General features: G+C 68.0%; 14 protein-coding genes. 4 read left to right on the forward strand and 10 right to left on the reverse strand.

Translation table 11 applies throughout. The features are described 5' to 3' along the window. Positions 1–139: 139 nt before the first annotated feature. Positions 140–1,396, forward strand: a complete 1,257-nt coding sequence (locus ABJK40_RS00615) for an ABC transporter substrate-binding protein (RefSeq protein WP_348481103.1) — start codon at positions 140–142, stop codon at positions 1,394–1,396. 21 nt (positions 1,397–1,417) lie between these two features. Here ABJK40_RS00615 and ABJK40_RS00620 read toward each other — a convergent pair whose 3' ends face one another. From ABJK40_RS00620 to ABJK40_RS00630, 3 genes are read right to left on the reverse strand one after another with little or no spacing between them, the layout of a single operon-like run. Continuing rightward, positions 1,418–2,071 carry a chlorite dismutase family protein gene (locus tag ABJK40_RS00620; RefSeq protein ID WP_348481104.1) on the reverse strand — a complete coding sequence of 218 codons (654 nt, stop codon included), beginning with the start codon at positions 2,069–2,071 and terminating at the stop codon, positions 1,418–1,420. A gap of 52 nt (positions 2,072–2,123) precedes the next feature. Further along, positions 2,124–2,951 carry a formate dehydrogenase accessory sulfurtransferase FdhD gene (gene fdhD / locus ABJK40_RS00625; protein WP_348481105.1) on the reverse strand — a complete coding sequence of 276 codons (828 nt, stop codon included), beginning with the start codon at positions 2,949–2,951 and terminating at the stop codon, positions 2,124–2,126. 1 nt (position 2,952) lies between these two features. Beyond that, on the reverse strand, positions 2,953–3,876 hold the full coding sequence (locus tag ABJK40_RS00630; protein WP_348481106.1) for a hypothetical protein: 924 nt from the start codon (positions 3,874–3,876) through the stop codon (positions 2,953–2,955). 98 nt (positions 3,877–3,974) lie between these two features. Here ABJK40_RS00630 and ABJK40_RS00635 point away from each other — a divergent pair, with 98 nt between their 5' ends. After that, positions 3,975–4,739 carry an aquaporin gene (locus ABJK40_RS00635; RefSeq protein ID WP_348481107.1) on the forward strand — a complete coding sequence of 255 codons (765 nt, stop codon included), beginning with the start codon at positions 3,975–3,977 and terminating at the stop codon, positions 4,737–4,739. Between the two features lie 4 nt (positions 4,740–4,743). On the opposite strand, the gene ABJK40_RS00640 is transcribed toward ABJK40_RS00635, so the two are convergent. Continuing rightward, on the reverse strand, positions 4,744–5,019 hold the full coding sequence (locus ABJK40_RS00640; protein ID WP_348481108.1) for a MoaD/ThiS family protein: 276 nt from the start codon (positions 5,017–5,019) through the stop codon (positions 4,744–4,746). A gap of 272 nt (positions 5,020–5,291) precedes the next feature. Between ABJK40_RS00640 and ABJK40_RS00645 the strand changes: the two genes are divergently transcribed. Then, a complete protein-coding gene (locus ABJK40_RS00645; protein ID WP_348481109.1) occupies positions 5,292–6,320 on the forward strand; it encodes a glycerate kinase in 1,029 nt (342 codons plus the stop codon). 37 nt (positions 6,321–6,357) lie between these two features. Here the strand turns inward: ABJK40_RS00645 and ABJK40_RS00650 are convergent, their stop codons facing one another. Both ABJK40_RS00650 and ABJK40_RS00655 read right to left on the reverse strand, forming a co-directional pair. Beyond that, positions 6,358–7,131, reverse strand: coding sequence for a LytR C-terminal domain-containing protein (locus ABJK40_RS00650; RefSeq protein ID WP_348481110.1), 774 nt, complete (start codon positions 7,129–7,131; stop codon positions 6,358–6,360). Continuing rightward, positions 7,128–7,397 (reverse strand): DUF3263 domain-containing protein, encoded by a 270-nt coding sequence (locus ABJK40_RS00655; protein WP_348481111.1) that lies wholly within the window; start codon positions 7,395–7,397, stop codon positions 7,128–7,130. The genes ABJK40_RS00650 and ABJK40_RS00655 overlap by 4 nt, the downstream gene beginning before the upstream one ends. A 101-nt stretch (positions 7,398–7,498) precedes the next feature. Between ABJK40_RS00655 and udk the strand changes: the two genes are divergently transcribed. Beyond that, positions 7,499–8,119 (forward strand): uridine kinase, encoded by a 621-nt coding sequence (gene udk, locus ABJK40_RS00660; protein ID WP_348481112.1) that lies wholly within the window; start codon positions 7,499–7,501, stop codon positions 8,117–8,119. Positions 8,120–8,143: 24 nt separating this feature from the next. Here the strand turns inward: udk and ABJK40_RS00665 are convergent, their stop codons facing one another. The 4 genes from ABJK40_RS00665 to ABJK40_RS00680 all read right to left on the reverse strand — a co-directional run bounded on the left by ABJK40_RS00665 (position 8,144) and on the right by ABJK40_RS00680 (position 13,009). Continuing rightward, the gene (locus ABJK40_RS00665) at positions 8,144–8,980 is read right to left on the reverse strand and encodes a sterol desaturase family protein (RefSeq protein WP_348481113.1); all 837 of its coding nucleotides are present in this window, start codon (positions 8,978–8,980) and stop codon (positions 8,144–8,146) included. A gap of 132 nt (positions 8,981–9,112) precedes the next feature. Then, on the reverse strand, positions 9,113–10,315 hold the full coding sequence (locus ABJK40_RS00670; protein WP_348481114.1) for an acyltransferase: 1,203 nt from the start codon (positions 10,313–10,315) through the stop codon (positions 9,113–9,115). Between the two features lie 96 nt (positions 10,316–10,411). Further along, positions 10,412–12,313 (reverse strand): hypothetical protein, encoded by a 1,902-nt coding sequence (locus ABJK40_RS00675; RefSeq protein ID WP_348481115.1) that lies wholly within the window; start codon positions 12,311–12,313, stop codon positions 10,412–10,414. 63 nt (positions 12,314–12,376) lie between these two features. Next, complete coding sequence (locus ABJK40_RS00680) at positions 12,377–13,009, reverse strand: ATP/GTP-binding protein (RefSeq protein WP_348481116.1); 633 nt, start codon at positions 13,007–13,009, stop codon at positions 12,377–12,379. Between the last annotated feature and the right edge of the window lie 6 nt (positions 13,010–13,015).

Consider the following 13,015-nt stretch of genomic DNA (forward strand, 5'->3'; position numbering starts at 1 on the left):
GGTGTCCGACGCCGGAGGTCTCCCTGGTCTTTCGGCGCACGCTGACGAAATCTTGAGAAACATCCCGGTGAGCGGTGTGCGGTCGCACTCCGTGGGGGAAGCACCCATCGGCCGTCGACGGAACGGTACGGTGTCGACGATGAGGCGCGGACCGCACGCTCGACGCGTACGCCGCGGAGCCACTCTCGCCGTTGCGGCATTCGTCCTCGCTTCGTGCAGCGGGGAGGGCGCCGACCCCGTGGCCACCACGACCACCACCACGACCGAACCGGCCCAGCCACGGGTCGACGACGACATCCTCACCATCGGTGCGCTGATCCCGATGAACGACCCGACGGTCGGGCTCAGCCTCTCGTCCTCGTTCGAAGCAGCGGTGGAGGCCGTCAACGACGCCGGAGGGGTGCTCGGTCGAGACGTCGAGATGCTCATCGCCGACGAAGGTGCCACCGCCACCTCGGCGGCACAGTCGACCGAGTCGCTCATCGACGACGGCGCCGACGCGATCGTCGGGCCCACGTCGTCCAACACGGCGATCGGCGCGCTCGACGAAGCCGTCGCTGCGGGGGTGGTCATGTGCTCGGCCACGGCGACGGCGATCTCGTTGGACGACTACCCCGACGCCGGCCTGTTCTTCCGCAGCGTCGCCACCGACACGTTGCAGGCGACGGCGATCGCCCGCGAGGCGACGAGTCGGACGACCGGGCGGGTGGTGATCATCCACGTCGACGACGCCTACGGCCGGCCCTACGCAACCGCGGTCGCCGATGCGCTGGGCACCCAGACCTCGATCCAGGTCGAATCGGTGGCGGTGCCCTTCGCCGACGTCGACCTCGAGGAGGAACTCGACGAGGTGGTCGCGGCGCGCGCCGACACCGCGATCATCCTCGGCAGCGGCGACGACATCGCTCGCATCCTCGAAGCGGTCGGCGCCAGCGACGACATCTCGTTCAGCCACGTCATCGTCAACGACGCAGCCCGGTCGCAGTCGAACCGACCGCTGATCGCCGGCCTGGACGCCTCGTTCCGCGAACGCATCGTGGGGGTCGCGCCGCAGATCGTGCTGCCCGAGTCCTCCGGTGAGGACGGTGACGGCCCCTTCACCTCCCAGGTGATCGACTGCGTCAACCTGATCGCACTCGCCGCTGCCCAGGGCGACTCCGACTCGCCTGCGGTCATCGCCGCCCAGATGACCTCGGTGTCGTCGGGTGGCGAGGAGTGTCGGACCTTCGCCGACTGCATCTCGCGACTCGACGCCGAGCAGGAGATCGACTACGACGGTCCGACGCGCATCACGGAGCTGGCGCGCAACGGCGACCCGTCTCGCGCCTTCTTCGACCGCTTCGTCTTCCGGACCGACGGCACCGCGGTGCTGGACAGCAGCATCGCCATCAGTTGACGGCTCCCCGAAGGGAGCCGATCAGAGGATGTTCTCGATGAAGTCCAGGTACCCGACGTAGAAGTCACCGAAGTCGCCGAACAGTGCCGACGCCTCGTCGAAGCGCATCGTGTACACCACGTTCTTGACGACCTCGGGGCTCTTGGCGAACAGCGTGACGCCCCACTCGTAGTCGTCGAGACCCGACGAAGCGGTGATCAACTGCACCAACTGGCCCGCGAACTTGCGGCCGCTCGTGCCGTGTTCCATCATCATCGACCTGCGGTCCTCGAAGGGAGTGGCGAACCAGTTCGCGTGCGCCTCACGCTTCTTGCTCATCGGGTAGAAGCAGAACGCGGGCAGACCCTCGGGCGGGAGGTTCGGGTACAGCCGTGCGTTCAGCATCTCCTCCGGGAGGCCCTTCGCGTACTCGCTCACCTCGGTGATCGACACGTAGCTGTCGACGATGTCGAGCCCTGCACGCTGCAGACCGGTCTGCAACACACGGAGCACGCTCCAATCGGGCGACAACGCCATCACGCAGATGTCGGCCTTGTGGCCCATCATCGAGGCCGTCACGACCTGGCAGTCGTCGGCTTCGGCCTGCTTCACCGCGGCGATGACCGCTTCGCGATCGGCACCCGGCGTGGGCTTGGCCATCAGGTGGACGACACCGACACCCTCGTTCATCAACATGGGCCCAGGGTATGCGGAGAAGCTGCGCGACGTGACGATCGGATCCGGCCGTTCAGAGACGTTCCGGGGCATAGACGTTGAAATCGGCACCGCGGACGAACCCGGCGAGCACGAGGTTGGCGCGGCGGGCGGCGTCGACGGCCAGCGACGTCGGAGCGCTCACGGCGACGAGGGTGGAGAACCCGGCGGCCCACGCCTTCTGCACCATCTCGATGCTCGCGCGCCCGCTGACGAAGAGGCCGAGTCCGGTGGCGGGCACCGACGCGCCCTGGACCGAGCCGAGAGCGATCGCACCGATCACCTTGTCGACGGCGTTGTGGCGACCGACGTCCTCGCGGGTGACGAGGACGCTCCCACTCGCGTCGAAGGCTGCGGCCGCGTGGACCGAACCGGTGGCCGCGAACAGGCCCTGCCCGTCGAGCACACGATCGGCGATCGTCGCGATCACATCCAGGTCGACCGGTTCCGTCGCGGCGAGCGGCTCCAGGCGGGCACACAGTTCGTCGAGTTGCTCGCTGCCGCACCAGCCGCAACTCGACGACACGTTGCCGAGGCGCGGTGTCGGTGTCGGTGCACGACCACCCGTCTCGACCGTGACGATGTTGAACTCGGAGTCGACCGCACTGCCGTCGGCGCAGTAGCGCACGCCGATGACCGGGTGTCCGGCGAGCAGCCCGTCGGTGAGGCAGAATCCGACGGCCAACTCGTAGTCGTGGCCCGGCGTGCGCATCGTGGTCGACACGAGTGTCCCGTCGAGCTGGATCGACATCGGCTCCTCGACGATCAGCTCGTCGGGGCGACGTCTGACCCGACGCTCGACGCCGTCAGCGGCACCCTCGACGCGGGTCACGATCATCCGCTCGGTCCTGCGACGCGCCATGTCAGTCGACGCCTGACGTGTGTCGGCGGGCGATGGTGCCCAGCCATGCGTCGAGTGCATCGGCGAACGTGTCGACCGTGGCCGGGTCGGTCGAGAAGTAGAACGACGGCTCGATCAGTTCGAGTTCCATCACGACGTGTCCGTCGATGCCGTCGGAGGTGCGATACGGAGCGATGTCGACACGGGCGAACATGATCCTGCCCCGCCGCCGTACGACGTCGGAGGCGAGCACCCGACGTGCGAGTCCGACCTCCTCGTCGTTCGACGTCCGCCGGTCGATCTGCTCCTTGGCGAACAGATCGCCCTCCTGCTCGACGGTCGTCGACGTGAGGATGGCGCCCTTGCGAAAGGCGTGGGACAGCACGAGGTGACCCGTCTGTGGCGATGCGACGAAACACAGTGCGGTCTCGCCGAGTTCGTCGAGTCGGTCCAGGTACGGCTGCACCATGGCCGTGCGACCCTCCGAGTGCAGCAACGCGACATGGGCCGAGACCTCGTCGGGTTCGCAGCGACGCGCACCGCTCGAACCAGCACCCACCGTCGGCTTCACCACGTGCACGCCGGTGACGGCGGGTGGAGCGTCGCCCGGATCCACGAAGACGGTCGGAGCGATGGCGAAGCCTGCCGCTTCGAGGTCGGACAGGTACCGCTTGTCGGTGTTCCATCGGATCACGTCGGCGTCGTTGATCACGGTCGTGACGGCGTCGACGCGGTCGACCCAGTCGAGGAACTCGGCCAGTCGGTCGGTGTAGTCCCACGTCGATCGGACGATCACCACGTCGAAGCACGACCAGTCGACTGATGCGTCGTCCCAGGAGACGATCCGGACTCGATCGTCTCCGAGACGCCGGCGCATCGCCGCATCGAGCGGGAGGAGATCCGGATCGAGGGCCGAAGCCACCTCGGCTGTGACGAGACCCAACACGACCTCAGCCTACGGAGCCCGATCGGTCCGCCCGACCACGCGCGTCACGGCGAAGCCGAGGATCACCCCGATGGCGTGGGCGATGTACGGTGACCGCGATGAGCGAGAGCGCGATGCCGCCACCCGGACCCGAGGCGGCGTCCACGGTCCGCAACGCGTCGACCGAACTCGTCGCCACGACCCTCGTGATGCTCGCGGGCCCCGGTGTGCTCACGCTGACCAGCGGCGGCGTCGGTGACCTGGGTGCGGCGATCGCGTTCGGGCTGGCGATCGCCATCGCGATCGGGGTGCTCGGTGCGGTCGCGAATCCGATGTTCACGTGTGCGTTGCTCCTGGTGCGCGAGATCACACTCCGCGAGGCGGTCGGAGACTGGATCGGTCAGGTGGCCGGAGCCATCCTGGGCGGCGCCCTGATCTTCGGGATCGACGACCTGACCCGCTCGCAGAGTGCAGCGAACGGATGGGACCGCGGAGGGTTCGGTGCGCTCGGGTCGGTGGTCTCGGCCGAACTCGTCTTCGGTGTGATGGTGGTCGTCGTCCTGCTGTCGTCGATCAGCAAGGGCCTGTCGACGGCGTCGATCGCCCTCTTCACCGGTGGCGCCTACGCGCTCGCCCATCTCGTGCTGCTCGACCTCGACGGCGGCGGGATCAACCCGGCGCGCTCGATCGGTTCGGCGATCTTCTCCGACACCGACCCGAATGCGATCGGCCAACTGTGGGTGTTCGTGCTCGTGCCGATGGTCGCGGCGCTGGCCGGCGTGTTCGTGTGGTTGGCGATCGACGACGCCGAGGTCGACGACACGATCTTCGACGGAACGGTCGTCGACGACGCTCAGAACCGCGTCACCGGCGACGCCGACTGACCGTTCAGCCGCCGGCGACGGCGGGGATGATCGAGACGGTGATGTTGTCGCCGACTGCGGTGTCGAGCCCGTCGAGGTAGCGCACGTCGTCGTCGTCGACGAACACGTTGACGAACTTGCGCAGAGCGCCCTCTTCGTCGAGCAGACGATCACCCATGCCCGGGTGCGCGGCTTCGAGCGCTGCGATGACGTCGCCGAGGGTGCCGGGTTCGACCGGGACCTGCTTCTCGCCGCCGGTGATCGGACGCATGGTGGTGGGGATTCGAACGGTCGCTGCCATGGCCAGAACGCTACCGTCAATCCCGACCGACCCGATCGGGATTCGGACTCGACGGACTCGAGCCGTGGGCGACACCGCCGGCGCCGATCGCACCATGCCCGAACTCTGGTTCACCGTGATCACAGGTCGACCGGGAGCCGCGCTCGTGGCGTACCGACGCCTCGTGCGGGACGCCGCCGAGCGGCCGCCGATCAGGCCGCTGACGACGACGAGCTCGTGGCGTGGTGACCAGCACCTCCGCCGGACGGGTGCGCCACGGGTAGGTTGCGACGATGCGAGTGCTCGCAGCGCCCGACAAGTTCAAGGGCACGGTGTCCGCACACGAGGTGGCCTCGGCGATCGGGCACGCGTGCTGGGAACTCGGCATCGACTGCGTGGAGGTCCCGATGTCGGACGGCGGCGACGGTCTGCTCGACGTGCTCGGCGGTGCCAACCGCACGTCGATCGTCACCGGTCCGCTCGGGGACCCCGTGTCGGCAGGCTGGCGTTTCGCCGGCGACACCGCCGTCATCGAGATGGCGCAAGCCAGTGGACTCGTGGCCGCCGGTGGGGTCGAAGCGAACCTGCCGATGGACGCCACGACCACGGGCACCGGCGAGCTCATCGATCATGCGCTGGACCTCGGCGCCCGCCGGATCATCGTCGGACTCGGCGGGTCGGCCACGACCGACGGCGGCTTCGGTGCGATCCGGGCGATCAATGCCATCGCACGCCTCAAGCAGGTCGAACTCCTGGTGGCCTGTGACGTCACCACGATCTTCACCGACGCAGCTCGCGTGTTCGGTCCCCAGAAGGGGGCGACCCGTGCACAGATCAGGATGCTCGACGGGCGCCTCGAACGCCTCGTCCAGATGTTCGACGAGGACTTCTCGTTCGACGTGCGTCACGTCGAGGGCGGAGGTGCGGCCGGCGGACTGGGCGGCGCCCTGGCGGCGCTGGGCGGTCGACTGATCCCCGGCGTGGAACTCGTCGCCGACGAAGTCGGCCTGTTCGATCATCTCGAGGTCGATCCGGGCGGCGACGACCGTCCCGGAATCGATCTCGTGATCACGGGCGAAGGGCGACTCGACCGGACCAGTTTCGACGGCAAGGTCGTGGGAGGTGTGGCGGCGATCGCAGCCGACGCGGGCATCGCCACCGCTGCGGTCGTCGGGTCCGCCGACGCCGACGTTGCCGACGATCGGAGCGTTCTCGTCGACGTCTCGGTGCTCACCGATCGTTTCGGTCTCGATGCGGCACTGCGCGAACCGAAGCGGTGCATCGAAGCAGCGGTGACCGAGTTGCTCGGCCGGCGGCGCTGACGTCGTCCCGATCACGAACCCCCGGCACCCGGGTGGCTCAGCCCGCGCCGTCGTCCTCGCCTGCGCCCTCGCCGGTGGCGGCATCGGTCGTTCCCGTCTCCGTGTCGCCGCCGGTGGCAGCGTCGGACGGGGCCGTGTCGGGCACGTCGCCGCCCGAGGGATCAGGAGCAGCTGCTCCCCCTGCTGCGGACTCGTCCGCTGCGGGGGCCAGTTCCTCGAGGGTCTTGCCCGCCTGATCGTCGCCGAGCAGGACGAGCACGCCGGCCTCGCCGAGGTCGCCGTTCGCCGTGGGTGCAGGTGTGGACACGGGCAGGACCTCCACCCCTCCGAGATCACGCGCGACCGACCGAGCAACGGCTTCGGCGCCTTCGGCTGCGGAGTAGTAGACGATCGAGGCGGTGACGTTCGCACCGCTCGCGTTGACCGGGTCGATCACGGTGTAGCCGGCGAGTTGGAGCGTGTTGGTCATCGTGCCGGCCGATCCGCCGACGGTGTTCGCGTTGGCCACCAGGACGGAGGCACCCTCGACGGTTCGAACGATCGTGGTGGTGGTGGTCGTCGCCTCGGTGACGGGGATGCTGATGTCGACGAGCGGGTCGTCGGGGGTGCTCTCCTCCGTCTGCTCGTCGCCCGCCCCATCGGTGGGCGAGATGGAACTCGAGTCGTTCGTGATGTTCCGCAGGATGAGGAATCCGGCGACCACGGCCACGACCGCGAGGACGATCGTCAGCCACGAACCCACGGGGGATCCGCCGACGCCCTGGCGCGGCGTGCGGCGACTGGCGCCGAGACCTGATTCTTCGTTGCTCATGCGTGATGCCCTTCTCCGACGCCCGCTGCCACCTCGGCGGCACCGTGACGCAGTTTGCGTGCCCGCAGACGGAGCCGCTTGAGGCGACGCACCACGAGCGGGTCGTGGTCCATCGCGGCCGGATCGTCGAGCACTGTGGTCAGTTCTGCATGGTATTCGTCTGGCGAGCACTGGAAGCGCGCGCGGATCACTTGGTCACGAGGATCGGTGTTCTCCCACCACGAACGTTCGAAATCGAGCATGGCGGCATGACGTTCGGACAGCATCACCCGACAGGTTGGCCTGTGAGAGGTGCGAATTACAAGCGTGAGAGCAACAAAATCCGGGACGGGATCGGGCGACTCCGAGCCGTCGTAGGCTGGCGGCCGTGACGAAACCGTTCATGATCGGCGTGGCGGGCGGCAGCAGTTCTGGCAAGACCACGATCTCCGAGCGTCTCGTGGAGTTGACCGGCGAGCAGCACCTGTCGCGGATCGAGCTCGACTCCTACTACAAGGACCGCAGCGACGAGACGTGGGAGGAGCGCAGCCAAGCGGACTACGACCACCCCGATGCGTTCGACTGGGACCTGCTCAACGACCATCTCGCAGCACTCGCGAACGGCGCCACGGTGCCGGTGCCGATCTACGACTTCGCCGACCACAACCGGTCGGGCGAGACGCGCGAGGTGCACCCGAACCGGATCGTCGTGGTCGACGGCATCCTCGTCCTGTACGACCGCTCGCTGCGCGAACGCTTCGACCTGAAGATCTTCGTCGACACCGCCGCCGACATCCGCCTCATCCGCCGGATCCAGCGCGACGTCGCCGAGCGCGGTCGCACGACCGACTCCGTCATCGAGCAGTACCTCACCACGGTGAAGCCGGCACACGAGCGCTTCATCGAACCCAGCAAACGTCACGCCGACGTGATCATCCCCGAAGGAGGGTTGAACCGTCCGGCGATCGACGTGCTGCTGGCGCGCGTCCGCGAACTCTCGGTCGGGTAGCGCACACCTCGACCGAACGATCGTTCAGACCGGCGCGGCGACGGCACGGTGGACGCGGGCGTTCCAGGTCGGGAGCGTCCGCAACTCGGCGAACAGCGCCGGATACCCACCGACGAGCACCTCGGCCGGCGTGTCGATCCGCTTCGAACCGATGCCGTAGCGCACGGGCGCCACCTCGGGTTCGAACGTGCCGAACAACTTGTCCCACAGGATGAACACGGCACCGAAGTTCTTGTCGATGTACTCGGGATTCGATCCGTGGTGCACCCGGTGCGTCGACGGCGTGACGAACACGTGCTCGAGGACCGGGATCCGACGGCACGAGTCGGTGTGGCACATCTGGCCCATCGTGGCCGCGAGGACGTCGAGCGCGATCGCGGCGACCGGGTTGAAGCCGATCAACGGCAACCACAGTCCGAACCACGGCTTGTAGACAGCTTCCATCCACGGCACCCGCAGAGCCGTGGTGAATCCGATCGTGCGCGGCGAGTGGTGGATCATGTGTGACGCCCACAGCAGCGAGATCCGGTGTTCGGCACGGTGCATCCAGTAGTAGACGACGTCACGCACCACGAACACGGCGATCCACACCAGCGGGTCGGACAGGTCGAGTGTGCAGACCCGCAGGTGGTCGTAGACGAACAGCGCCAGGCTCGTGACGGCGAGCTTCGACACGATCGACTTGGCCGCGAGGAAGGCGACCCCGGAGGCCAGCGTCGTCCGGGTCGCTCCCTTCTCGACCTCGACGGGTTCGACGGCGAAGCGCCGTCGCACGGTCTCCATGGTGACGGCCGATGCGGCGAGGACGACGAACAGCAGTGCCGCCCGCTGCGTGTACCAGTCGACGATGTCGGTGAACATGGCATCACCTTCCACGAACACCGGGATCGACACCATCCGTGCAATCCCCCACGTTCCCCTGGGGAGGTGCGTGGGGTGACGTGTCGAGTCGGCGGCGTGGCCGACGGGTCGCGGCGTGGCGCTCGTCGGCGGTCACATGGTGCGGCTGCGGTGTTCGACCCGGAGGAACGCCCACACCAGTGGCACCAGCGCGATCGCCGGTGCGATCAGCCACACCGGTCGCTGGATCCACCAGCCGACGGTCGGATCGCCGATCAGGTCGAACCCGAGCAGGTTCCACACCGCGATCGCAGCGACGAGAGCGGTCATGTGCCAGCAGAACACCGTCATCGCCACGGCATTGACCGTGACGACCGTGCGCCAGGCGCGACGCGACCGCGCCAGCCAGCGGTTCGCGGCAGGTCGGACCAGGAACACGAGGCCGAGCTGGAAGACCGCGAGGCAGGCGATCGGCGCCGTCGTCGGGAACATGTTCGACAGCCACTCCCCTTCCACGGCGACGGTCGACCGCGGGTAGATGCCGGTGTTCGTGGTGACCACCAGACCCACCATCCCGAGCACCGTGAGCGCGACGTGGGAGTCGCGGCCGGCCGAGTCGAGTGTGCCGTCGCGCCACCAGTACCCGAGTTGGTGCGCGAAGAGCCACACGCCCGCCGTCGTGACGTAGCCGGCGGCGTGGACACCCGCGCCGAAGCGCACGGTGTCGGCGAGTGCGATGATCGCGATCATCCCCGTCAAGGTCGTGGTCGGCGCCGTCGCGTGGAGTCGAGCGGTGAGCGGCACGAGCGAGGTGACGATGCCGTAGACGCCCAGGAACCAGAGCGGCACGAACACCACGATCCCCCACGAGAACACCGAGGGCGTCCCCGGACGCACCAGTCGGATCGCCACGTCGAGCAGGACCCAGGTGCCGAGCATGGCGCCGGCGGGGAGCCCGAGTCGCTTCGCTCGCGACCACACGAAGGACCGTCCCGGGCGACGGTCACGACCTGGATCAACGGCGCGACGTTCGAGCATGGAGGTCCACCCGGCGAGGTTGGAGAACCCGCCGACCACGAAGAACAACGGCATCACCTGGAAGATCCACGTGAGCAGCCAGAGTCCGCTCGCCTCGCCGATCGGATTCGGCATCGACAGCGATCCGCCGCTCCAGTCGGTCACCGACAGCGTCCAGTGCCACAGCACGACCACCCCGATCGAGAGCCCACGGATCAGGTCGACGACGCGGTCGCGGTCTGCCGGCGTGGCGTCGACCATCGCGTCGACGGACGGAGGTGCCGTCGGGGACCGATCCCCTGACGCGACCTCGTGTGTGTGAACCGCCTCGATGTCCATGCGTCCACCCTGACCCGCCGAACGCCAGCGGTCCATGGGGACAATCCCCCATCCCGTCGCGGGGCGTCCTTCGGGCGGGCGGGGACGGACGGGCGCTCAGCGCAGGACGACGACGGAGTCGCCACCGACGAGCGCCAATGGCGTCGACTTGGGCGGGTTGACGACGACCTCGCCGTCGGCGTCGCGTCGGAATCCCAGAGCGCACTGTCGGCGAGCCGCTGCGGCAGCGACGACGTCGCCGAACGTTCCGGTCGCGGATGCGGCGCCGAAACGGTCGGCGGGCACCATCTCGATCGTGGCACCGCCGCGGTCGAGAAGGTCGCGGAACACACGGTCGAGGGCGCTGTGCTCGGAGAGCTGCGCCATCATCAGGCTCGTCAGTTCGTCGCTCACGATGAAGTCGTCGGCACCGGTGGCGATCGCGAGCGGCGCGTGTCGTTGCTCCAGCAACTCGGCGATGATGCGGACCCGTTCGATGCCGTCCTGTCGAGGCAGTTGGTTGAACGCCATGAGCGTCAAGAGCGTCTCGGCGTCCGCCTCCTCCGACGAGATCCCCGAGCGCCGTCCGAGAACGATGACCTCGTGGAACGCGCGCACCGCTGCGCTCCGGGCGATCTGTTCCGGTCGACCCGACACCGTCGTGATCTCGAGGGAGATCGAGACCGGGCCGATCGATCCGAGAACGTCGGCAGGGTCGAAGACGTCGGGATCGACGATGATCTCGAGCGTCGTCTCGGCTCCGAGGAACTCGTCGATCTCCGACACGACCCGCGGTCCCAGTTGGCTCCATCCCACGAGCACGATCCGCCGCTCGCGCAGATCGACGACCGGAGCGGGAGCCGCCGAGTCCACGCTCCCCGTCCGCGCACGCTCACCGACGAGGAACGTGCTGTCGTCCGAGGCGATGCCGATCAGCTGGTCGCCCGGCGCGAGCACGGTGTCCATCGACGGGTTCAACACCACCTCGCCACCGACGGTCAGCAGACCCATGAGGCTGCTCTCCTCGAACATCAACTGGGCCTCGGAGAACGTCTGACCGACCAGCTCGGCGAACTCGGCGAAGTAGATCTCGTCGCCGTCGAAGTCGAGGATCTCCCGGAACACCTGGCTGAGCCCCCGCTGGCGACATGCCTGGGCGGTGAGCTCGGCCACGACGGCGTCGGAGTTGACGATGACCACCCGCTCGCCGAACAGGCTCCGGACCGATGTTGCGGCATCGTCGTCGTTGACCTCGGCCACGATCGGCGCGTCGGGCGAGACGCCGACGTGCTGGAGCGCCAGCAGCGACTTGACGACCGACGCGTCGTTCCCGCCGATGACGATCACGCTGCGAGCGTCGGCGACGTTGACCAGGCCGAGGTCCGAGAACGACGAGGTGGTGCCGCTGCGGCAGACGATCTTCGTGGTGAGCAGGTCGGCGACCTGATCGCGCAGCGTCTCCTCCATCGTGACCTTGTCGACGTCGGCGAGCACGACGATCACGGCGCGCTTCGAGCTCTCGTTGGCGAGCACCAGTTCACCGACGATGGTCGCGACCCGATCCGACCACCCGAGGATCAGCGTGTGTCCGCTCTCCAGCACGGCGCTGCGCCCCTTGCGGAGTCCTTCGATCCGTTGGTCGACGGCGTTGGCGATGAGACCGATGAGGCTGCCGGCGATGAAGATGCCCGCCAGCGTGACCACGAGCCCGAGGAGGCGGGTCCACCATCCGCTGTCGCCTGCGAACGTCCCGGCATCGACGATCCTCAGCATCGACTGCCAGAGCGCCTCGGCGATGCCGAGTTCCTCGCCGTCGTTCACGCCGGACAGACCGGTGACGGTCATGACGATCGCCGCGACGACGACCACGATCAGAGTGAGCAGCCCGAGCCAGCCGATGACGACGGACGGACCGCGTGACAACGCCGAGTCGAACCAGTACTCGCCTCGCTGTCGCAACGTGTACCGACGCGTCGAACGCGTGCTCGTGTCGCTGCTGGACCGGCTGTCTTCCGCCACGTATTTTTCCGCCTTGTCGGGGCCCGACCACTTGTCGGGCTTCGTGACGCTAGCGCTTCGTGTTCACACCGTGACGTGTGCGGGAGCCGTGGCCTTCAGAACGAGCAGGTGCTCGACCAGCGTGATGAGCGCATGCTTCACCGAGTTGCGTTCGCGTGCGTCGATCTGGACGACCGGGACGTGCGAGCCGAGTGACAACGCCTCGCGGACCTGGTCGGCCGTGCCCACGGGCGAGTGCTCGAAGCCGTTGGTGGCGATCACGAACGGGAGACCCTTGCTCTCGAAGTAGTCGATCGGCGCATGGCTCTCGGCCATCCGGGCGGTGTCCACGAGGATCACGGCACCGAGCGCGCCGAGTGACACCTGGTCCCACATGAAAGCGAAGCGCCGCTGACCGGGAGTCCCGAACAGGTAGATCACGATCTCCTCGCCCACCGCGATGCGACCGAAGTCCATCGCCACGGTCGTCGAGGTCTTCGTGGCGACCTTGCTGGCGTCGTCGTGCGGCGCGGCGGCGGCGGTCATCGACGCCTCGGTGGACAGCGGGTTGATCTCCGACACCGCACCGACGAAGGTCGTCTTCCCGACGCCGAAGCCGCCGGCGATCACGATCTTCGCCGACTGGGTCGTGCGTGCGGAGACCGCAAACCCGGCGATCGGTGCCACGGGGGCGGCAGAGTTGTGAGAAGTCGTCACGGGTTC

Source organism: Ilumatobacter sp. (genome assembly GCF_039969435.1).
Classification (GTDB): domain Bacteria; phylum Actinomycetota; class Acidimicrobiia; order Acidimicrobiales; family Ilumatobacteraceae; genus Ilumatobacter_A.